The organism is Actinomycetospora sp. NBRC 106375 (genome assembly GCF_030269665.1).
Classification (GTDB): domain Bacteria; phylum Actinomycetota; class Actinomycetes; order Mycobacteriales; family Pseudonocardiaceae; genus Actinomycetospora.
In genome coordinates, this window is record NZ_BSTS01000009.1 from 161804 (window position 1) to 183309 (window position 21506).

The following is a 21506-nucleotide window of genomic DNA, read 5'->3' on the forward strand; positions in this document are numbered from 1 at the left end:
CCCGAAAGGTTCGATCATGGCTGTCCAGCCCAAGGAGACCGTCGTCCCGTTCGCCGTCCACGGCGAGGGCACCGGCGTCGCGCAGGAGCTCACCGCCGGCGGTCACGTCTTCACCACCGACGCCTACCCGGCCTTCGGCGGTGCCGACGAGGCCCCGAGCCCGCTGTTCTATGCCCTCGGCTCGCTGACCTCGTGCAACCAGGTCACCGCCTCGCTCGTCGCCAAGGACCTCGGCGTCCGCCTCGGCCGGTGGACCTTCGACATCCAGGGCGACCTCGACACCGCCGTCCTCGTCGGCGGCGCCGAGGGCAACGCGAACTTCGACAAGGTCGAGGTCCGCGCGACCGTCGAGACCGACGCGAGCGAGGAGCAGTTCGCCACGCTCATCTCCGAGACCGAGCGCCGCTGCCCCGTGACGCAGCTCTTCCGGCGCTCGGGCCTCGAGTTCGTCAACGACTGGACCCGCGCGGAGCTGCCGGCTGCCGTCTGAGGCCCGAGGGTCGTCGCAGCGAACGTGCTGTTCGCTGCTTCTATGCGCGCGAAGTCCCCGTTCGCTCGCGGGCCACGTCCGCTCCGAACGACACGAACGCGCCGTTCGCAGCGAGAGAAGCAGCGAACGGGGCGTTCGTTGCGGGGCGAACGCTGGCGGCGTCGCCGCGGCGTGGGCGACGCTGGAGGAGAGCCCTCGGTCCGCGAAGGAGGACGACGATGTCCGGTCTCCCGGTCCTCGACCTGCGCCGGTTCCGCTCCGGCGACCACTCCGCTGATCGGGGGGCGTTCCTCGACGAGCTCCGCCGTGCGGCGCGGGAGGTCGGGTTCTTCACGGTCGTCGGTCACGGCATCCCGCCGGCGCTGACCGCGCGTCTCGACGAAGAGGTGCGCGCGTTCTTCGCCCTCCCGCTCGACGAGCGCCTCACGATCGAGAACACCGCGTCACCGCACTTCCGCGGCTACAGCCGGGTCGGCACCGAGCGCACGGCGGGCGCCGCCGACCAGCGCGAGCAGATCGACATCGGGCCGGAGCGGGCGCCGGTGAGCGGGGACGCCCGGTACTGGGGCCTCGTCGGCCCCAACCAGTGGCCGCCCGCGCTGCCGGCGCTGCGCGCGGCGGTGCTCGCCTGGCAGGACGAAGCGCTGCGGGTGAGCCGGGAGATCCTGCGCGCGCTGGCCGCGTCGCTCGGCCAGGCCGAGGACCACTTCGACCGCTGGTTCGACGAGGAGTCGCACCTGCACCTCAAGGTCCTGCACTATCCCGGGGGTGCCGCGACCGCGCAGGGCGTCGGCGCGCACAAGGACTACGGGTTCCTCGCGCTGCTGCACCAGGACGACGTCGGCGGCCTCGAGGTCCAGGTGCCCGGCGCCGACGCGTGGATCGGTGCCGCGCCGGTCCCCGACGGCTACGTCGTCAACATCGGCGAGATGCTCGAGGTCGCCACCCGCGGCTACCTCACCGCCACCCGCCACCGGGTGGTCGGCCCGGCCGCGGGCGTCGACCGCTACTCGGTGGCGTTCTTCCTCGGCCCGCGCCTCGACGCCGTCGTCGAACCCGTCGACCTGCCGCCGGAGCTCGCCGCAGAGACCGGTGACTGGGACCCGAACGACGACCCCGACAACCCCCTGCTCGCCGCGTACGGCGAGAACGCGCTGGTCGGCTGGCTGCGCTCGCACCCGACCGTCGCCGAGCGGTTCTGGAGCTGAGGTGCGCCTGCGGCGCATGTGAGCAGTTCGGAGTGCTCGAGCAGTCCGAAGTGCTCACGTGCGCGGAGCGCACCTCGTCCGCCGGCCGCGAACACCGGTCCGCGAGGCCCGCCAGCTCCCTAGCGTCAGTGCCGTGACGGTGACGACGCGCACGGTGGAGTACCCGGCCGACGGCCTGACGATGATCGGGCACCTCGCGCTCCCAGGCGGCGACGGCCGGCGGCCCGCGGTCCTCGTCGGGCCGGAGGGCACCGGGCTGAACGCGTTCCAGCGCGCGCGGGCCGACGCCCTCGCCGAGCTCGGGTACGTCGCGTTCGCCTTCGACATCCACGGGGGACTATGGTTCGACGACCCCCAGGAGATGCTGGCGCGCTGCCTGCCGCTGCTCGACGACCCCGAGCGGATGCGCGAGATCGGCGGCGCGGCGCTCGAGGTGCTGCGTGCCGAGACGCGCACCGATCCGGACCGCATCGCCGTGGTCGGCTACGGCACCGGCGGCGCGATCGGGCTGGAGCTCGGGCGCGCCGGCGTCGACCTGCGGGCCATCGCGACGGTCAACGGTCTGATCACGGGCCGGCCCGGCGAGGCGGCGGCCATCCGCTGCCCGGTGTGGGCCGGGGTCGGCTCGGAGGACCCCATCCAGCCTCCCGCGCAGCGCGACGCGTTCGCCGCCGAGATGCAGGACGCGGGCGTCGACTGGCGTCTCGTGACCTACGGCGGCGCGCTGCACGCGTTCCACCACCCGCCGACGAACCCGGACGGCACCGTCAACCTCGACGGCGGGTACGGCCAGACCGTGCTCCCCGGCGTCGGGTACCACGCCCGGCACGCACAGCGGGCGTGGGACGACGTCGTTCGCCTGCTGGCCGAGGAGCTGGCGCCGGTGCGACCGGCGCCGGTCTGACGCCTCGTCGCGGGCGATTGACCCGGCTCCAGCGGCGGAGGAGCGTGGACGTCGTGGTGCTCCTGGTGTCACGCCGGCACGTCGACCTCGGTCGCGTGTCGTCGGCGCTCTGAGACGGGTCCCCCGGACCGACCCGTCTCCCAGGAAAGCGAGCCACCCCCAATGCCCGTCGAGTTCCTCGGCATCGCCGCGACCAACGACGGCTCCGAGATCACCCCACGCTCGGGTCCCGCCTTCGATCCCGACTACACGCTGCGCCTCGCCCGCGCCCACCGCGACAACGGCTGGGACCGCGTCCTGACCGCGTACTCGTCCGGCAGCCCCGACCCCGCACAGGCCGCGACGTACATCCTCGACCACGTCGACGGCCTGCAGCTGCTCGTCGCGCACCGGCCGAACCTGTCGATCCCCACGTTCGCAGCGAAGACGTTCGCGACGATGGACCTCATCGGCTCCGGCCGTGTGACCGTCCACGTCATCACCGGCGGCAACCAGCACGAGCAGGCCTGAGCTCGCCCCGACGTACGCAACGAACGCGCCGTTCGCTGCTTCTATCGCAGCGAACGGGGCGTTCGCTGCTTCCCGGTGCCAGGATCATGCCCGTGGCGAGGATGCGTGCCGTCGTGCTCAGCGGACCGGGCGACCTGACCGCGCTGCAGATCAAGGACCTGATCGTCCCCGAGCCGCAGCCCGGGCAGGTGCTCATCGCGGTGAAGGCCTTCGGGGTCAACCGCTCCGAGCTCCACACGCGGCTCGGGCTCGCCGACGGCGTGACGTTCCCGCGCGTGCCCGGCATCGAGGCGGCCGGGGTGGTGGCCGACTGCCCGGGCGGCGAGTTCGTCCCGGGCCAGCAGGTGGTCACGATGATGGGTGGGATGGGCCGCACCTTCGACGGCGGCTACGCGGAGTACACCTGCGTGCCGGCCGGGCAGGTCATCGCGTTCTACAGCGACCTCGACTGGCCGACGATCGGTGCGGTGCCCGAGATGCTCCAGACCGCCCACGGTGCGCTCACCGACGGGCTCGACGTGCGGCCCGGCCAGTCGCTGCTCGTGCGCGGCGGGACGTCGTCGGTGGGCATGGCGGCCGCGGTCCTGGCGAAGTCCCGCGGCCTCACCGTGCTCGCCACGACGCGCACCGCGGCGAAGGCCGAGAAGCTGCGCGCGCTCGGCGTCGACCACGTGCTGGTCGACGACGGGGACGTGGCCCGGCAGGTCCGCGACGTCCTCGGCGACGGCGTCGACACCGCGCTGGAGCTCGTCGGCACCCCGACCCTGCCCGACACCCTGCGCGCCACGCGGCGCCACGGCGTCGTCTGCTTCGCCGGGATGCTCTCGAACCAGTGGACGGTGCCGGACTTCTACCCCATCGACTACCTGCCCCGCGGCGTGCGGCTCACCGCCTACGGCGGGGAGGCCAGCGACCTCCCCGCCGCGGTGCTGCAGCAGTTCCTCGACGACGTCGCGGGCGGCCGCGCCACCGTCCCGCTCGGTCAGGTCTTCCCGATCGAACGCATCCGCGACGCCCACTCGATCATGGAAGGCGACCGGGCCACGGGGAAGATCGTCATCCTCCCCCGCCCGCTGCGCTGGCGCCCCCACGCCGCCCCGAGATGAGCTCTCGCACCGCCCGCAGATGAAACGAACGCGCCGTTCGCTGCTTCTATCGCAGCGAACGGCGCGTTCGCTCCATCAAGGACGGTACTCAGCTATACCAGGTCGGCTCGGGCAGCTCGTCGACGAGGACGAAGCGCCCGACCTCGCGACGCTTGTAGGCCACCGGGTCGTGCAGCGTGTGGGTGCGGACGTTGCGCCAGAACCGGTCGAAGCGCAGGGACGACGACGTGGAGCGGGCCCCGGTGACCTCGAAGATCCCGCTCGTGATCTCCAGGGCGACCTCGGTGGCGCGCGCCTTGACCGCCGCGACCCGGACCTCGTGCTCGCCGCGCGCCCGCTCGGTGACCGCATCGGGGTCCCGGTGGATCACCAACCCCTCCGCCGCCACCGCGTCCGCCAGCGCCTCGACGGCCCACAGCTTGGCGGTGAGGTCGCCGTAGGTGTCGAACACGTACGGCTCGTCGACCGCGCGGGACTGCCCGCCGTGCAACCACGGTCGGGTCGTCGTGCGCGTGTAGTCGGCGGCCTCGTCGAGCGCTCCGCGGGCGATGCCGAGGTAGAAGGCGACGAACACGAGCTGGATCACCGGCACGTTCAGCGTGTTGTAGACGCGCGGCGTGAACACCTTGTCGCGGAACCCTGCCGCGGCCTCCCACGGCACCCGCACGCCGTCGAGCGAGACGCTGCCCGACTCGGTGAGCCGCTGGCCGATGGTGTCCCAGTCGTCGTGGAACGTGATCGCCGGCTGGTCGGACGGCACGATCGCGAAGACGTGGGTGTCGGTGCCCTCGATCACCCCTTCGAGCACGGTCACGTCGGAGACCTTGCTACCGGTCCGAGAACGACTTGCGGCCGGTGTAGACGACCTCGGCGCCCTCGTCGCGGATGACGACGTCGGCGTCGCGCGGGTTCACCGCGCCGCCGAAGAACCACCGGTGCCGCGTGGCCTCGGCCTCGACCTGGGCGATCTGCTCCGGCGTGCCGACGAGCCGCGCCGCCCAGAACCACAGCAGGTGGTAGCCGAGGAGCTGGCCGATCGAGCCGTCGCCGGCGGCCACCTCCCGGATGACGCGGTACGCGGTCGGCCACTCCTGGCCACCGCCGCCGTGCTCGACGGGCCCGAGCAGGGTGACGAGCCCCGAGTCCTTGAGCAGGGCGACCTCGGCGTACGGCGTCGCCCCCGCGGCGTCGCGCTCGGCGGCGTCGGCGGCGAGGAGCCCGCGGACGAGGCGGGCGCGCGCGAGCCACTCCTCCTCGGTGCGCGGGGTGGTCAGGGTGGCGAAGTCGGGGGTGCGGGTGAGCGTGCTGGTCACGGGTTCTCCTCGATCAGGAACGGGTCGGGACGGGTCGAGGAGACCCGACATCGCTGGGCGCCCGTTCGGGCGTGGTCGACGTGCCGGCGCCGCACGAGCGGCACCAGCGCGAGCACCGGGGTCACCGCCGTGGGGGCAGCGGGTGGCGATGCAGGTCGTCGCGCAGACGCGCGAGGGCGGTGGCGACCTCGGCGGCGATGCGCTCGGCGTCACGGTCCCAGTGCTCGGTGCCCGCGTTGTCGCGGTTCACCTCACGGCGGACCAGCGAGTCCAGATCGGTGAGGAGCTCGGCGACGGCGGCGCCGCGCGGGCTGAAACGGGGGATGACAGTGGCCATGCGGGATTCCTCCGGTGGACCTCGCCCGGGACGGTGGCCGCGGCCGGCGAGGAGGTGTGGACGAGGGCGAGCAGCGGCGACAGACGACAGAGGTCGTCGAGGGCTCGCTGCACGCGCTGCGCGAGGGTCATGTCGTGCTCCGGACGAGCGTGAGGACGGACCCGAGAGGCACCCGGGCGGACTCAGCAGGTCAGGGACGACAGATCGCAGCGGAGGTCCGGCACAGATCGACGTGACGGCGCCATGCGTGCCACACGGTGGAGGGCGCCTCGGTCACGATCACGGACGCTACGCACCCGGGCGGGCCCGACGCCACCACCGGGCGGGCGATCCGGCCCGTGTCACAGTGGCCGCCATGGACTCGGACCCCGGCGAACTGGTGCACCTCGACGTCACGGGCGGCACCGCCACGATCACGCTCGACTCGCCGCGCAACCGCAACGCGCTCTCGGCCCAGCTGCGGCGGGAGCTCGCCGCCCACCTCGACGCCGCGATCCTCGACGAGAGCGCCCGCGTCATCGTCCTCACCCACACCGGCCCGGTGTTCTGCTCCGGGATGGACCTGCGCGAGTCGCGCGGAGCCGGATCCTCCGAGCAGGGTGTCAACGAGTTCCCCGCGATCCTCACCGCGCTGTGGGAGTCCGACACCCCCGTCGTCGCCCGGCTGGCCGGGCCGGCGCGGGCCGGTGGGGTCGGCCTGGTCTCCGCGTGCGACATCGCCGTCGCCGCCCGGGAGGCGACGTTCGCGTTCAGCGAGGTCCGCATCGGCGTCGTGCCCGCGGTGATCTCCTCGACCGTGCTCCCCCGCCTGCTCCCCCGCGCCGCGCACGAGCTGATGCTCACAGGCGAGACCTTCGACGCCGACCGGGCCGCGGCGATCGGGCTGATCAACAGCGCGGTCGACGCCGACGGACTGGACGCGGAGGTCGACCGCTACACCGCCATGCTCGCCCGCGGCGGGCCGAACGCCCTCGCCGCCACCAAGACGATGTTGCGCCGCGACCGCAGCGAGCACCTGCAGCAGGACCTCGAGGCGATGACGGCCCTGTCCTCGGAGTTCTTCGCCTCGGAGGAGGGCCAGGAGGGCATGGCGGCGTTCGCGGAGAAGCGCGCCCCGTCCTGGGTGCCGGGTGCCTGAACATCGTTCCGGACGTGATGTCATCGTGATGCCCCTACGCCTCTCGGTGGTATCGATGCCGCCGCTCGCAGTGAGGCGCTCGCTCGGGGGGAGCACACGGTGGGCACATCACGGAGTGGCATCCGCACGCGACTGGGGCTGGCGCTGGTCCTCGCCGGTCTGCTCGCCGGCCTGCTGACGCCGGCGGCGCTCGCCGCCCCCGCGGACACCGCCGGGCTCCGGGCCGCGCCCGGCGTGCCCGTCGACACCTCCGCGGGCTACCTGGTCTACGACCGCACGACCCGCCGCATCGTGGCGCAGTCGGCGGCGACGACGAGGTTCCGCTCCGCGTCGCTGGTCAAGCTGCTCATCGCGCTGGACTACCTGCAGGGCCGGACGAGCGTGTCCACGGCCGACCGCGCGCTGCTGACGTCGATGCTGCGCTCCAGCGACGACGACGCGGCGAGCACCCTGTGGGTCCGCCGCGGTTACGAGCAGGTCGTCGTGCGCATGGTGCGCCTGATCGGGCTCGTCAACACCGCCCCGCCGACCGACCGGCGGTACTGGGGCTACACCGCGATCAGCGCCGCGGACGTCGCGCGGGTCTACAACTTCCTCCTCGACCGCACCACGGCGTTCCAGCGCGACCTGATCGTCGGCAACCTCGAGCGTTCGACGCAGTGCGCCGCGGACGGGTTCGACCAGTCCTTCGGCATCCCGCGCGCCGTCACGGGCACGCGCGCGGTCAAGCAGGGCTGGTCGGGCTACGGGTCGGCGCCGGCGCGCCCGTGTGTCGAGGGTCAGGTCAACACCCCACCCGACGGCGCCTCCGGTCAGGCGGCCCAGGAGGCGCCGCAGGTCGTGGCCGACAGCCGCCCGTCCACGCTCGCCACGCCGGCCCTCGACCTCAGCCGGCGCGCCATGCACACCAGCGGGGTCGTCGACGGCCGGCGGCGCGTGATCGTGGTGCTGACCCTGAGCCCGAAGACGAAGAGCTACGAGGCCGAGTCGTCGACGGTCACGGGCATCACGCGCACGCTGCACGACGAGGCGGTGGCGGCGGCGCGGTAGGGCTGCGGTCGGGCGTCAGAGCACGTTCACGAGGAGCACGATCAGCAGGAGCGCCACGAGGGTCGCCGTGACCCAGAGCCGCGCCGCGCGGCGGTCCATCAGGTGCTCGCGTCGGCGGCGTGCTGGTCACGGGCCTGGTCGCGGGCCTCGTTGCGCGCCTGTGCCCGGCGCTCGGTCGCCTCGAGGCGGGCGGCCACGGAGCGCTCCACCACCGTGTCGATGATCGCGGCCAGGCCCCAGCAGACCGGGCCGACGACGGCCACGACGAGGACGACCTGGAACGTGAAGTCGAGCTGGGTCAGCCAGAGCTCGATCCCGTCCCACCAGGTCGCGACCGCGTGCAGCACGCCTCGGAACGGTACGCGCGGGCGTGTGAGGTCGGTCAGCGGGTCAGGAAGTCCTCGAGGATCGGCGCGACGATCCCGACCCGGGCGAAGACCTCGGTGTGCTGGGTGCGCGGCAGCACGGCCAGGGCGGCGTCCGGGATCGCGTCGGCCATCGCCACGGCGTGGTCGACGCGCACGAAGTCGTGGTCGCCGATCATCACGAGGGTGGGCGCGGTGACCATGGCGAGCTGCGCGGGCGTCCAGTTCTCCTCGGCGCCGACGGTGTGCTGCAGCTTGACGTTGACGGCCTCGAACGTGCTGAGCCCGTAGCGCTCGTACTCGCCGACCATGGCCGCGAAGTCCTCCTCCGTGGGCATCCGGGTCGACGTCTCCCACTGCGCCGGGTCGTGGATCTCGGCGTGGTAGCCGTCCTTGCGGGTGTGCACGGCACCGAGCACCAGGCGCCCGACGCGATCGGGGTGGCGCACGGCCGTCTCGAGGGCCACCAGCCCGCCCCAGCTGAAGCCGAGCACGTCGGCGCGCTCGAGACCGAGGTGGTCGAGCACGCCGACGACGTCGCCGGCCTGGTTGGCCAGGGTGATCTCGCGGTCGACGTCGGCGGTGCGGCCGTGACCCTGCAGCTCGATCGGGATCAGGCGCCGGCGCGGGGCGAGCACCGGCAGCAGGGCGCCGAAGCTCAGGTCGAGGGTCTGCATCCCGCCGTGCAGCAGGACGAGCGGGTCGCCCTCGCCGTGGTCCTCGTAGTAGACGTCGATGCCGGGCAGGGCCGCGTACGAGCCGGTCACGGTGGTCATGGTGGTTCCTCCGTCGCGAGTCGGGGTCGGTCGTGGGCTAGGACTTCGCGGCGAGCGCCGACTCATCGGGCATCGGTCGTGGCGTCCCGGATAGGTTGCGGGACATGTTCGCGGTCTACGCCTCCGAGCCCAACGCCGACGACCCGATCGCCTCCCTCGTGGTGGGCGAGCGGCCCGACCCCGAGGTCCCGGACGGCTGGGTGCGGGTCAAGGTCGAGGCGGCGAGCCTCAACATGCACGACCTGTGGACGCTGCGCGGCGTCGGCATCAAGGAAGACCAGTTCCCGATGATCCTCGGCTGCGACGGCGCCGGGACGCTCGACGACGGCACGCCGGTCGTCCTGCACTCGCTCATGGGCGACCCGGACTGGAAGGACGACGAGACCCTCGACCCGAAGCGCAAGATGCTCACCGAGTGGGCGCAGGGCAGCTTCGCCGACTACGTCGTCGTCCCGCAGCGCAACGCCCTGCCCCGGCCGGAGGGCATGACGGCCACCGCCGGCGCCGTCATGGGCACCGCGTGGCTCACCGCGTACCGGATGCTGTTCACCAAGTCCGGCCTGCGCGGCGGGCAGACGATGCTCGTCCAGGGCGCGTCGGGCGGCGTCTCGACCGCGCTCATCCAGCTCGGGCGCGCCGCCGGCATGCAGGTGTGGGTCACCGGGCGCACCGACGAGAAGCGCGAGCTCGCCCTGCGCCTGGGCGCCCACCAGGTCTTCGAGTCGAACGCGAAGCTGCCCGGCAAGGTGCAGGCGGTGTTCGAGACCGTCGGCGAGGCCACCTGGAAGCACTCGGTCCGCGCGCTCGTCCCCGGCGGCACGATCGTCTGTTCGGGCGCGACGTCCGGCAACCAGCCGCCCGCCGAGCTCGCCCAGATCTTCTTCCTGCAGAAGAACCTCGTCGGCTCGACGATGGGCACGCTCGCCGAGCTGCGCGACCTGCTCGACTTCGTCGCCGCCACCGGCATCGCCCCGGAGATCGGCCAGGAGCTGCCGATGACCGACGCGAAGAACGGTTTCCAGTCGATGCTCGACGGCGTCACCGCCGGCAAGATCGTCTTCACCCACTAGGAGTATGTGAGTGAAATTCCCGGCCATAGCCGGGAATTTCACTCACGTAGGAAGGCGAGCAGGGTCTCGGTGACGGTCGGGGCGCTGCGGACCGGGAGCCAGTGGTCGCCGCCGGGCACGGGCACGTAGGTGAACGGGCCGTCGACGAAGTGCCGCGAGCCCGTCATCTGCGCCTCGACGAGGGCGACGTCGTCCTCGCCGAGCATGCCCAGCACCGGGCACGTCAGCGGCGGCAGCCCGAGCGGGGTGTCGTCGGTGAACGTGCGCGGGTCGACGTTCGCGCGGTACCAGTTCAGCCCCGCGACCAGCGCGCCCGGCCGGGACAGGTCCGCGATCTGGGTGCGCACGAGGTCGTCGTCGGCGCCGGGGTGCAGCCAGCGCCGGAAGAGCGCCCAGTCGTCGGCGGACAGCACCTCCTCGGCGACCCCGGGGAACTGGAACCAGAGCATGTACCAGGACCGGGCGCGCTGCTCGAGGCCCGCGGCGCGGAACGCCTCGGGATGCCCGACCGCCAGCGCGGCGTAGCGGGTGACCCGGTCGCTGCGCAGGGCCAGCGCCCAGCCGAGCGCGGAGCCCCAGTCGTGCGCGGCGACCGCGGCCCGCTCGACGCCGCGCTCGGTCAGCAGCGCCAGCATGTCGTTCACCGAGTGGTGCAGCCGGTAGGACGCGACGTCCTCGGGCTTGTCGCTGTCGCCGAAGCCGCGCAGGTCCGGAGCGATCACGCGGTACCCGGCGGCGACGAGGGCCTCGATCTGGGCCCGCCACAGCGTGGCGCGGTCGGGGAAGCCGTGCAGCAGCAGCACCGCCGGGCCGCTGCCGGCGTCGAGCACCGAGAGCGTGATGTCGGGCAGGGAGACGCGGACCGGCTCGGGGATCACGCCGACAATCGTCCCGCGGCCGGCGCGACCTCGGCGAGCACCGCGCGGGCCAGGGCGTCGTTGGCGCGAAAGCTCAGCGCGTTGGTGTTCGGCCGGGTGAACGCGCCGGGCAGCCGGACGTTCGTGTGCGGCCCGATCGCGAAGCGCCCGGGGTCGGGCCGGCCCTCGGCGTCGACCAGCCGGAAGTCCGTCGTGCGCACCCGCACGAGGCCGGTGTTGTGCAGCGTCACCGACGCGCCGGAGTGCGCGACCGCAGCGTCGGCGGCGTGCACGGCGACCGCCGACCCGGCGTCGCGACCGCCGACGGCGTGCTCCTCGCGCAGGGTCTCCTCGTCGAGCAGACCCTCGGCGTGGAGCCCCGCGAGCATCGGGTCGTCGCTGCGGCTCACGCTCGGCGACGACAGGCGCGCCTCGACGAACGTCTCGGCGGTCACGGCGACGTGGTCGAGCGAGGCGCTGGTGGCCCGGAACCCGCCGTCGACGGGCTCGACCTGCAGGCCCGCGCCGAGGAACACGACATAACCGGCTCGCGAGAGGGCGAGCAGCTGGCGCAGGCGCGGCCCGGGCGGCCCGCTGGCCAGCGAGCTGAACAGGTTCTGCCACCACGCGAGGTCCTGGGCCCGCGAGCGCGGCGTCAGCGCCGGGGTGCCCGCGAGCTCCGCGACCTGCGCGAACACCGAGAGCAGCCCCACGAACGCCCCGAGCTCGGCCGTGTAGCGGTCGTCGACGTGACGGGCGAGGTCGTCGAGGACGTACGCGCGCAGCCGTTCCTGCAGGCCCGCGAGGTCCGGCGCGGACACGTCCTCGAGGGGGCGGTCGATCCGCTCGAAGTCGAGCCGGTCGGCGGGGTCGGGGACGAAACCGGCGACCAGCTCCCACATCGCCGGCGTGTACCAGTCGAGCTCGGCGTAGCGCAGGGCGAAGTCGTCCCACACCCCCCGCACGCGGTCGGGGTGGCCGGCGAAGAGCTCGTGGTAGTACGCCCAGCCGACCTCCTTGGCCATCAGCGGCCACACGTCGCGGCGCAGGTCGACCGATCCCCGCCGCACGAACCCGGCGATCTCGTCCGGCCCGAGGAAGCGCGGCAGCGGCGGCCGCGGTCCGCGCAGCGCGTACTCGGTCTTCGCGTGGTACGGGACGCCGCGCCCGGACCCGACGTGGACGACGGGCTCCCGGCCCGAGGGCACGTAGTCCAGGGTGCCGTCGCCGCGGTCGGCGAACCGGCCGCCGCGGCCCTCGAAGAGCAGGACCATGAGGTCGATGAACGCGAGCCCCATCCCCCGGGCGATCACCGTCTCGCCGGCGGGGATGCGGTCGAGGTCGGAGTCGGTGGTCTGCTCGGGCGGGAAGTAGCGCAGCCCGTGCTCCTCGGCGTGGGCGGCCAGGGCGGCCTCGTCGGCGGTGGGTGCCGCGTCGAGGTGGCCGGACGCGAGCACGAGCACGTCGGCGGGCAGCTCCCCGCCGCCGTCGAGGAGGACGGTGTCCGGCGAGCCGCGCCGCAGCCCGACCGCGCGGGTCCGGTGCCGCTCGACGCGGACCTGCGGCGGGAGGTCCGCGAGGACGCGGCGCAGGACGTAGTCCAGGTAGTGGCTCTGCAGCCGCCGCGTCGCGAAGGTTGCGGGGCCGAGGGCCCGCAGCTCCTCGCCGACCGCGCCGTCGGGCACCGTCTCGCCGGGGAGCTCGCCGTCGCGCACCGCGACGGCCCACTGGTACAGCGACGGACCCGGCACGATCGGTCCGTCGCAGCGCACGCTGTCGTCGGTGAACATCGTGACGTCGGCCGCCATGGAGTTCATCCAGAGCAGCGCCGACTGGTCCTCACGCCAGATGCGTCCCGCGCCGTCGGGGTAGGGGTCGACGAGGTGGACGTGGAGCACGTCGCCGGCGGACACGAACTCGGGGGCGCTCGCCGCGAGGCGTTCGAGCACGCCGGTCCCGCGAGGTCCGCCCCCGACGATCACCACCGAGCGTGGCATCCGTCCGCCCCTCCGCCGTCGACACTGCGCGCCCGTGACCGATTATCCCTGCTCCACCGGGGTCAACCACGCGTGAGCGCGAGCGCTTCCCCACCGGGGCGCCCGCGTGACGACGAACGCCCGCCCCCGCCGGAGCGGGAACGGGCGTCGTCGCGGTGCTCTCGGAGCCTCAGCGGCGCTTCGGGCCGCGCGGGCGGTCTCCTCGATCGCTGGCCTTCTCGTCGCCCGACGCGCGGCGCAGCCCCATCGGCCGGCCGGCGACGCGGGCACGCTGCAGGCGCTTGACCACGGGGCCCGGCACGTTGTCCGGCAGCTCGACCAGCGTGTGGTCGGGCCGGATGTCGATGTGCCCGATGTGCGCGGAGTCGAGCCCCGCCTCGTTGGCGATGGCGCCGACGATCGCGCCCGGCCGCACGCGCTGGTTGTGGCCGACGTCGATGCGGTAGGTGTCGCGGCCCGAGCCGACGTCCCAGGACGGGGCCTTGCCGCGACCCTGGCCGCGGTCGGGCTTGCCGTCGCGGGCACCGCGCTTGTCGGGACGCTCGCCGCGCGGCGGCGGTGCCGGCAGGTCCTCGACCAGCAGCGGCTTGTCGCCCTGCACCATCTTGGCCAGCGAGGCCGCCAGCTCCAGCGGGTCGACGCCGGTCTCGGCGACGTAGTCGCCGACGATGCCGCGGTACACGTCCATCGGGTCGCCGCCGGTGACCGTGCCGTCGAGCGTGCCGGTGATGCGGTCGGCGAAGCGGCGCTTGCGCACCTCGTTGACCTCGTCGGTGCCCGGCACCGACATCTCCTCGGCCTTCTGCTTGGTGACGCCCTCGATCATGCGCATGGTGCGGATCTGGCCGCGCGTCACGAACGAGATCGCCTCGCCGCTGCGCCCGGCCCGGCCGGTGCGACCGATGCGGTGCACGTAGGACTCGGGGTCGGTGGGCAGGTCGTGGTTGACCACCAGCGAGATGCGGTCGACGTCGAGGCCGCGGGCGGCGACGTCGGTGGCCACCAGCACGTCGATCTTGCCCGACCGCAGGTCGGCGATCGTCTTCTCGCGCTGGACCTGCGAGAGGTCCCCGGAGATGGCGACGGCGGCGAAGCCGCGGCGGTTGAGCGCCTCGGTGACGTCGGTGGTGTTCTGGCGGGTGCGCACGAACACCAGGCAGGCGTCGAAGTCCTCGACCTGCAGCACCCGGGAGAGCGCGTCGGCCTTGAGCCGCTCGGGCAGCACGACGTAGCGCTGCCGGGTGTTGACGCCGGTCTGGGTCTTCGACTTGATCGAGACCTCGGCGGGCGCGTTGAGGTGCCGGCGCGAGACCTCGCGGATCGCCGCGGGCATCGTCGCCGAGAACAGCGCGACCTGGCGCTGATCGGGCAGCTTCTCGAAGAGCGCCTCGACCTCCTCGAGGAAGCCCATCTGGAGCATCTCGTCGGCCTCGTCGAGGACGAAATGCGCGACGTTCGAGAGGTCGAGCGTGCCCTTCTCGAGGTGGTCGGCCACGCGGCCGGGGGTGCCGACGACGATCTGGCCGCCGCGGCGCAGCCCGTGCAGCTGCGGACCGTAGGGCGCGCCGCCGTAGAGCTGGACGACCTCGAGGCCGCGCACCGCGGTGCCGAGGCGCTCGATGGCCTCGGCGACCTGGATGGCGAGTTCGCGGGTCGGCGTGAGGACCAGGGCCTGCACGTTCTTCTGCGACGGTTCGATCGCCGAGAGCATCGGCAGCGCGAACGCGGCGGTCTTACCGGTGCCGGTCTGCGCGAGACCGAGGACGTCGCGCCCGTCGAGCAGCAGCGGGATCGTCTCGGTCTGGATCGGGGTGGGCGTCTCGAACCCGGCCTCGGCCAGGGTGCCGAGCAGGCGCTCGTCGAGCCCGAGCGCGGCGAAGCCGGACGCGGGGACGTCGGGCTCGGAGGCGGCGGGCTCGGGGGTCTCGTCGTTCTGGTGGGTCGCTTCGTCAGCGGCCTCGGGGATCTCCGGCGCCGTGTCGGCGTCATCGGAGGTGGAGGGGGCGATCACGTCGACGAGCTCGACGTCGTGATCAGTCAGGACAGCAGCGTTGGTCACGTAGTTCTTTCAGGAGAGGGAGCAAACGGACGCAGAGCTGTCCGTGGACCCGGTCACATCTCCGGCGTCTTTCCCAGACCGACAGCTCGGCTCTGTAACCAGTCTACGCGAGAGGTCATTCCCGACCGACGCCCTGTGACCGCCTCGACCGCGGCTACTTCTTCGCCTTGTTCTTCTCCACGGCGTTCTGGTCGGTGGAGAGCGCGGCGACGAAGGCCTCCTGCGGGACGTCGACGCGGCCGATCGTCTTCATGCGCTTCTTGCCCTCCTTCTGCTTCTCCAGCAGCTTGCGCTTGCGCGTGATGTCGCCGCCGTAGCACTTGGAGAGCACGTCCTTGCGGATCGCGCGGATGGTCTCGCGAGCGATGATCTTCGCCCCGATGGCGGCCTGGATCGGCACCTCGTACTGCTGGCGCGGGATGAGCTCGCGCAGCTTCGTGGCCATCGAGTTGCCGTAGTCGTAGGCGGCGTCGCGGTGCACGATCGCCGAGAAGGCGTCCACCGGCTCGCCCTGCAGCAGGATGTCTACCTTCACCAGGTCGGCGGCCTGCTCGCCGGCGGGCTCGTAGTTCAGCGACGCGTAGCCGCGGGTGCGCGACTTCAGGATGTCGAAGAAGTCGAAGATGATCTCGGCGAGCGGCATCGTGTAGCGCAGCTCGACGCGGCTGTCGGACAGGTAGTCCATTCCCTCGAGCGACCCGCGCCGCGACTGGCAGAGCTCCATGATCGGGCCGACGAAGTCCGCCGGGGCGAGCACCGAGACCTTGGTGATCGGCTCGTAGATCGCCGCGACCTTGCCCTCGGGCCAGTCGGCGGGGTTGGTCACCTCGGCCTCGGAGCCGTCGTCGAGCTCGAGGCGGTACACGGTGTTGGGCGCGGTGGAGATGAGGTCGAGCCCGTACTCGCGCTCGAGGCGGTCGCGGGTGATCTCGAGGTGCAGGAGGCCGAGGAACCCGCAGCGGAACCCGAAGCCCAGCGCCGCCGAGGTCTCCGGCTCGTAGGACAGCGCGGCGTCGTTGAGGCGCAGGCGGTCCAGGGCGTCACGCAGGAGCGGGAAGTCCGACCCGTCGATCGGGTAGAGGCCGGAGTAGACCATCGGCTGGGGGTCCCGGTAGCCGCCGAGGGGCTCCGTGGCGCCCTTGCGCTCCCAGGTCACGGTGTCACCGACGCGGGACTGGCGGACGTCCTTCACGCCGGTCATGAGGTAACCGACCTCGCCGACGCCGAGACCCTGGCAGGGCTTCTGGTCCGGCGAGATGATCCCGACCTCGAGCAGCTCGTGCACGGCGTTCGTCGACATCATGCGGATCCGCTCACGCGGCGTGATCTTGCCGTCGACGACGCGGATGTAGGTGACGACGCCGCGGTAGGTGTCGTAGACCGAGTCGAAGATCATCGCGCGGGCGGGGGCGTCGGCGTCCCCGACCGGGGCCGGCACGCGGCGCACGACCTCGTCGAGCACGGCCTCGACGCCGTCGCCGGTCTTGGCCGAGATGCGCAGCACGTCCTCGGCCTCGCACCCGATGAGATGCGCGAGCTCCTCGGCGTAGCGCTCCGGCTCCGCGGCCGGCAGGTCGATCTTGTTGAGCACCGGGATGATCTCGAGGTCGTGCTCCATGGCCAGGTAGAGGTTGGCCAGGGTCTGCGCCTCGATGCCCTGCGCGGCGTCGACCAGCAGGATCGCGCCCTCGCACGCGGCCAGCGACCGGCTGACCTCGTAGGTGAAGTCGACGTGGCCCGGCGTGTCGATGAGGTGCAGCACGTGGTCGCGCATCTCGCCGTCGGGGCCCGCGGCGTACCAGGGCAGGCGCACGTTCTGCGCCTTGATCGTGATGCCGCGCTCGCGCTCGATGTCCATGCGGTCGAGGTACTGGGCGCGGTAGGCCCGCTCGCCCAGCACACCGGTCATCTGCAGCATGCGGTCGGCCAGCGTCGACTTGCCGTGATCGATATGCGCGATGATGCAGAAGTTGCGGATCCGGTCCGGCGGCGTGAACGTCTCGTCCGCGTACCCCTTGGTGCCCGGCCGCCCAGGGTTCGTGTCGGACTGCTGGGTGGTCTGGCTCAACGGGTTCCTCACGTTCTGGCTCGGCCGGTTCGCCACCATCGTCCCATGAGCCCCGGGCGCGGTCCGCGATGTGCGGGGTTGGTAACCTCGGTGCTCTGCGTGGAGCGGTCGAGCGCCCCCGCGCGCTCCCGAGACGACAGACGGCACCGACAGACGAGGTTCGAAGACTCCCGTGGCGAACATCAAGCAGCAGGTCAAGCGCATCCGCAAGAACGAGGAGGCGCGCCAGCGGAACAAGGCGGCGAAGTCGCGCATCAAGACCGCGATCCGCCGCTACCGCGAGGCCGTCGAGGCCGGCGACACCGAGGTGGCCACCACCCGGCAGCGCGAGGCCGCCCGCCTGCTCGACAAGGCCGTCAGCAAGGGCGTCATCCACAAGAACCAGGCGGCGAACAAGAAGTCGCGCATGGCGCACCGCGCCGAGCGCTTCACCGTCGACGCCAAGGCGGGCAAGACGCCGGCCTGAGCCCGGCCTGAGCCCGGCCCACAGCACGACCACGGCCCGTTCCCGGCTCGCCGGGAGCGGGCCGTCGTCGTGTTGGTGCAACCGAGGGCCGTTCGTCACCCGACCGGGCTAGGGTGAGCGAGTCGCGCCTCTTATCCATCGTCGCGAAGAGGGCGAACCCTACCCCCGCGTCCGATTGACGGCCGAGTGTGCCACTTGGACAGTTACTCCTCGTGATGTGATGTCGGACTCCCACGAGGTCAACCATGGCGGCAAACCACGAGCCCGAGCAGCCGAACCCGCGTCGAGCCCAAGGGCTGCTCGTCACTCTTCTCATGATCCCCGTCGGGGTGCTCGTGTTCGTCGCTTCGAAGAGCATCACCCGTGAGTTCGGAGCGCTCGGAGGTCTGCTGGCGGGTGGTATCGCCGGAGGGCTCTTCTACTTCATCTCTCGTGGCTTGCGGCGCGCGAAACAGATGCGGGCGCCGTCCGCCGCTGACGTCCTGGCCACCGACGATCGGCCTCCGGTGCTCTACCTGCGTCCCTTCTCCAACGACGGTGTTGTGCTCAGCGGTCACTACTTCCTCTTCAAGACCTACGAGGAGCACCTCGTCAAGGCCCTCAGCGATATCGGGCCTGTTGTGGCCGTCGGGTCACCGGGCGAGAACGCCCGCACCCCCGAGGTCGGAGCGGCCAGGATGTACCTGCGCGACGACGCGTGGCAGGAGCGCGTCGGACACCTCATCCGGCAGTCGAGTCTGATCGTTCTCCACGGCGGGAGCTCACCGGGAGTGCTCTGGGAGCTGAGGAGCGTCCTCGCTCAAGGCAGGCCCGAGCGCCTCATCGTCTGCCTCCCGGTGGACGCCGCACAGACCCCGAAGAAACTCCGCCATGCCGAGGCCCGCTATGTGGACTTCGTTCGGTCGAGTTGGGGCATCTTCCCGCGGCCCTTACCGCTGTTCGCCGGCGGTTGTGCATTCCTCTACTTCCTCCCTGACTGGACGCCTCAGCTCCTCCGGCGGGACATGCCGGTGCCAGCGGGATATCCCCCACAGACGGCAGCTCTGAGAGGACTCGGCAGCTCCTTCCGCTCCCGGCTTGCCACCGCCTAGCCGGCCGATAGGCGTTTCTAGGTGTGTTCCACCGTGGCCGGCTTCATCCCGGGAAGCGCCGCGGGCCCTATCGGCGGAGGCTGCCCCGCGCCGCGACGACGAGCTCGACGGCGTGCTCGATGGCGTAGGCCGGGTCGGCGGCGGCGCCCTTGACGTCGGCGTTGAGGTCGGCGACGACGCCCATCGCCTGGGTGAGCCCCTCGGCGCCCCAGCCCCGCGCCTGCCCCTGGGCCTTGCGGACCTTCCACGGCGGCATCTTCAGCGCCGACGCCATCGCGTACGGGTCGCCGCGGCCCGCCGCGCTGACCCGCGCGACCGTGCGCACCGCGTCGGCGAGGGCGTCGGCCAGCAGCACGTGGGGCACGCCGGTCTCGAGCGCCCACCGCAGCTCCTCGACCGCGCCGAGGCGGTCGCCGGTGATCGCCTTCTCGGCCACGGCGAAGCCGGTGACCTCGGCGCGCCCGCGGTGGAAGCGGCGGACCGCGTCGGCGTCGACGTGGCCGCCCGAGTCGGACGCCAGCTGGGACGCCGCGGCCGCGAGCTCGCGCAGGTCGGACCCCACGGCGTCCATGAGCAGCCCGAGCGCCTCGCCGGTGATCTTGCCGCCGGCCTGGCGGATCTCGGTGCGCACGAAGTCGGCCCGCTGGTCGTCCGACAGCGACGCCGCGGACGCCTCGTTCGCACCGGCCGAGCGCAGACCCTCGAGGAGGGCGTCGCCCTTGGGCTTCGCGGCCTCCTTGCCCTTCGCGGGCCGCCGCCCCTTGCCGCCCTTCGGGGGGCCGCGGTGCACGACGATCAGCGTCACCCCGTCGCTCGGGGCCTTGGCGTAGTCGAGCAGCAGCGTCGTGACCTCGGCGCCCGCGTCGTGGCCGTTCTCGACTACGACCACGCGCGACTCGGCGAACAGCGAGGGGCTGACGAGCTCGCCCAGCGTCCCCGCGGTGAGCTCCCCCGCCGGCACGTGCGACACCTCGACGGCGGGATCGGCGTCGCGTGCCGCGGCGACCGCACGGGCCACGGCCCGCTCGACCAGCAGCGCCTCGTCGCCGACGACGAGCTGCAGCGGCGCCGGGGCCTCGGGACTCACCCGACGATCGTGTCACGGCGTCCCGACAGCCCCGTTCGGGACATCGTGAGGCAGGTCTCCACCGCGCGCCGCTCGGTGGTCGGGCTCCGACCGGTGCCGTAGAGTCCTGCGCCGGACGTGCCCGGTGGGCCTCCGACAACCGAATACGGCTCATCCAGAGGGGTAGAGGGACCGGCCCGATGACACCCCGGCAACCGGCGCCAGCGTTCTGCGGCGATCACGGTGCCAATTCCGACCCGTCCGCGGGGAAGATGAGGAGGACTTCCTGCCATGACGCTGACCGCCCAGCCGACGACCAGTACCGGCTACGACCTGGGCCCCGCCTGCGCCCTCGCCTGCCGGGCCTGCGGGTACCGCATGGACCTGGCCGCCGAGTTCGCGTGCCCCCAGTGCTTCGGCCCCCTCGAGGTGGCCTACGACTTCGGCCGCCTCACCCGTGAGGACATCGAGCGCGGCCCCCGCAGCATCTGGCGCTACAAGGACCTGCTGCCCGTCCCGACCACCGTGTCCGACCACCCGAACACGGACCCGGGGTGCACCCGGCTGCTGCGCGCCGACCGCCTCGGCGCCGCGCTCGGGATCCGGAACCTGTGGGTCAAGGACGACACCGGCAACCCGACGCACTCCTTCAAGGACCGCGTCGTCGCAGTGGCCCTCGCCGCCGCCCGCGAGCTGGGCTTCACGACGCTCGCCTGCCCGTCGACGGGCAACCTCGCCAACGCGACCGCCGCCGCGGCCGCCCGTGCCGGCTGGGACTCGGTCGTGCTGATCCCCGCCTCGCTCGAGCGCGCGAAGATCCTCATGACCGCGGTCTACGACACGAACCTCCTCGCCTGCGAGGGCACGTACGACGACGTGAACCGCCTCGCCACCGAGCTCGCCTTCGAGCAGGAGGACTGGGCGTTCGTCAACGTCAACGTCCGGCCCTACTACGCGGAGGGCTCGAAGACCCTCGGCTACGAGGTCGCCGAGCAGCTCGGGTGGCGCGTGCCGGCCCAGACCGTCATCCCGATCGCCTCGGGCTCGCAGCTGACGAAGGTCGACAAGGCCTACGCGGAGCTGATCTCGCTGGGGCTGGTCGAGGGCGGCGACTACAAGGTCTTCGGCGCCCAGGCCGCGGGGTGCTCCCCGGTCTCGACCGCGTTCCGCGAGGGCACCGACGTCGTCCGCCCGCAGAAGCCGGACACCATCGCCCGCTCGCTGGCGATCGGTAACCCGGCGGACGGCCCCTACGTGCTCGACGCCGTGCGCCGGTGCGGCGGCGTGGTCACCGACGTCACCGACGAAGAGGTCCGCGACGGCATCCGGCTGCTCGCCCGCACCGAGGGCGTGTTCGCCGAGACCGCCGGCGGGGTGACGGTGGCCAACGCAAAGAAGATGGTCGAGTCGGGCGATCTCGATCCGGACGCCGACACGGTCCTGCTGATCACCGGCGACGGGCTGAAGACCCTCGACGCCATCGAGCACCAGGTGGGCCCCAAGGCGACGATCCCGGCGACCTCGAAGGCTGTCCGCGAGGCGCTGGGCCTGTAGCTCCCTCGTCGCGAGTGGCACGTTCCGCAGCTCTCCGGGGCCGGATGGGCTGCGCAACGTGCCCCTCGCGCGGGGAACACC

20 protein-coding genes, 1 pseudogene and 1 riboswitch are annotated in these 21506 nt (G+C 72.5%); of the genes and pseudogenes, 11 read left to right on the top strand and 10 right to left on the bottom strand.

The features are described from left to right. Positions 1-16: 16 nt before the first annotated feature. From QSK03_RS16750 to QSK03_RS16770, 5 genes are all read left to right on the top strand, one after another. On the top strand, positions 17-490 hold the full coding sequence (locus tag QSK03_RS16750; RefSeq protein ID WP_285654127.1) for an OsmC family protein: 474 nt from the start codon (positions 17-19) through the stop codon (positions 488-490). 218 nt (positions 491-708) lie between these two features. Next, a complete protein-coding gene (locus QSK03_RS16755; RefSeq protein WP_285654129.1) occupies positions 709-1698 on the top strand; it encodes an isopenicillin N synthase family dioxygenase in 990 nt (329 codons plus the stop codon). A 133-nt stretch (positions 1699-1831) separates the two neighbouring features. Continuing rightward, positions 1832-2602, top strand: a complete 771-nt coding sequence (locus QSK03_RS16760) for a dienelactone hydrolase family protein (protein WP_285654131.1) — start codon at positions 1832-1834, stop codon at positions 2600-2602. Between the two features lie 162 nt (positions 2603-2764). Then, complete coding sequence (locus tag QSK03_RS16765) at positions 2765-3112, top strand: LLM class flavin-dependent oxidoreductase (protein WP_352232008.1); 348 nt, start codon at positions 2765-2767, stop codon at positions 3110-3112. 101 nt (positions 3113-3213) lie between these two features. Further along, entirely contained in the window at positions 3214-4218 is a 1005-nt protein-coding gene (locus tag QSK03_RS16770; RefSeq protein ID WP_285654375.1) for a zinc-binding alcohol dehydrogenase family protein, read from the top strand. Positions 4219-4306: 88 nt separating this feature from the next. Here QSK03_RS16770 and QSK03_RS16775 read toward each other — a convergent pair. The 3 genes and pseudogenes from QSK03_RS16775 to QSK03_RS16785 all read right to left on the bottom strand — a co-directional run bounded on the left by QSK03_RS16775 (position 4307) and on the right by QSK03_RS16785 (position 5868). Continuing rightward, a pseudogene (locus QSK03_RS16775) lies at positions 4307-5492 on the bottom strand (acyl-CoA dehydrogenase family protein). Positions 5493-5527: 35 nt separating this feature from the next. Further along, entirely contained in the window at positions 5528-5656 is a 129-nt protein-coding gene (locus QSK03_RS16780; protein WP_285654133.1) for a hypothetical protein, read from the bottom strand. Beyond that, positions 5653-5868 (bottom strand): hypothetical protein, encoded by a 216-nt coding sequence (locus tag QSK03_RS16785; protein ID WP_285654135.1) that lies wholly within the window; start codon positions 5866-5868, stop codon positions 5653-5655. Before QSK03_RS16785 ends, QSK03_RS16780 begins: the two co-directional genes overlap by 4 nt. A gap of 355 nt (positions 5869-6223) precedes the next feature. Here QSK03_RS16785 and QSK03_RS16790 point away from each other — a divergent pair, with 355 nt between their 5' ends. Then, positions 6224-7006, top strand: a complete 783-nt coding sequence (locus QSK03_RS16790; protein ID WP_285654137.1) for an enoyl-CoA hydratase-related protein — start codon at positions 6224-6226, stop codon at positions 7004-7006. A gap of 99 nt (positions 7007-7105) precedes the next feature. Next, a complete protein-coding gene (locus tag QSK03_RS16795) occupies positions 7106-8056 on the top strand; it encodes a hypothetical protein (protein WP_285654139.1) in 951 nt (316 codons plus the stop codon). Positions 8057-8154: 98 nt separating this feature from the next. On the opposite strand, the gene QSK03_RS16800 is transcribed toward QSK03_RS16795, so the two are convergent. Both QSK03_RS16800 and QSK03_RS16805 read right to left on the bottom strand, forming a co-directional pair. Further along, entirely contained in the window at positions 8155-8403 is a 249-nt protein-coding gene (locus QSK03_RS16800; protein ID WP_285654141.1) for a hypothetical protein, read from the bottom strand. A 35-nt stretch (positions 8404-8438) separates the two neighbouring features. Next, entirely contained in the window at positions 8439-9197 is a 759-nt protein-coding gene (locus QSK03_RS16805) for an alpha/beta fold hydrolase (RefSeq protein ID WP_285654144.1), read from the bottom strand. Between the two features lie 104 nt (positions 9198-9301). Between QSK03_RS16805 and QSK03_RS16810 the strand changes: the two genes are divergently transcribed. After that, a complete protein-coding gene (locus QSK03_RS16810; RefSeq protein WP_285654146.1) occupies positions 9302-10267 on the top strand; it encodes a quinone oxidoreductase family protein in 966 nt (321 codons plus the stop codon). Between the two features lie 38 nt (positions 10268-10305). Here the strand turns inward: QSK03_RS16810 and QSK03_RS16815 are convergent, their stop codons facing one another. The 4 genes from QSK03_RS16815 to lepA form a co-directional block, all read right to left on the bottom strand. Beyond that, complete coding sequence (locus tag QSK03_RS16815) at positions 10306-11145, bottom strand: alpha/beta fold hydrolase (protein ID WP_285654148.1); 840 nt, start codon at positions 11143-11145, stop codon at positions 10306-10308. Continuing rightward, positions 11142-13121, bottom strand: a complete 1980-nt coding sequence (locus tag QSK03_RS16820; RefSeq protein WP_285654150.1) for an FAD/NAD(P)-binding protein — start codon at positions 13119-13121, stop codon at positions 11142-11144. Before QSK03_RS16820 ends, QSK03_RS16815 begins: the two co-directional genes overlap by 4 nt. Before the next feature lie 169 nt (positions 13122-13290). Beyond that, positions 13291-15180, bottom strand: coding sequence for a DEAD/DEAH box helicase (locus QSK03_RS16825; RefSeq protein WP_285654152.1), 1890 nt, complete (start codon positions 15178-15180; stop codon positions 13291-13293). Positions 15181-15334: 154 nt separating this feature from the next. After that, on the bottom strand, positions 15335-17248 hold the full coding sequence (gene lepA, locus QSK03_RS16830) for a translation elongation factor 4 (RefSeq protein WP_285654154.1): 1914 nt from the start codon (positions 17246-17248) through the stop codon (positions 15335-15337). A 172-nt stretch (positions 17249-17420) separates the two neighbouring features. Between lepA and rpsT the strand changes: the two genes are divergently transcribed. Together rpsT and QSK03_RS16840 are read left to right on the top strand one after the other, a co-directional pair. Beyond that, positions 17421-17714, top strand: coding sequence for a 30S ribosomal protein S20 (gene rpsT / locus QSK03_RS16835; protein WP_285654156.1), 294 nt, complete (start codon positions 17421-17423; stop codon positions 17712-17714). Positions 17715-17959: 245 nt separating this feature from the next. Continuing rightward, positions 17960-18805: a hypothetical protein gene (locus tag QSK03_RS16840; protein ID WP_285654158.1), complete on the top strand. Its 846-nt coding sequence runs from the start codon at positions 17960-17962 to the stop codon at positions 18803-18805. A gap of 67 nt (positions 18806-18872) precedes the next feature. Here QSK03_RS16840 and holA read toward each other — a convergent pair whose 3' ends face one another. Beyond that, positions 18873-19892 (bottom strand): DNA polymerase III subunit delta, encoded by a 1020-nt coding sequence (gene holA / locus QSK03_RS16845; protein WP_285654160.1) that lies wholly within the window; start codon positions 19890-19892, stop codon positions 18873-18875. A 147-nt stretch (positions 19893-20039) separates the two neighbouring features. After that, positions 20040-20150: riboswitch (SAM riboswitch) on the top strand. Between the two features lie 12 nt (positions 20151-20162). On the opposite strand from holA, the gene thrC reads away from it, so the two are divergent. Continuing rightward, positions 20163-21425, top strand: a complete 1263-nt coding sequence (gene thrC, locus QSK03_RS16850) for a threonine synthase (RefSeq protein WP_285654162.1) — start codon at positions 20163-20165, stop codon at positions 21423-21425. The last annotated feature ends 81 nt before the right edge of the window (positions 21426-21506 follow it).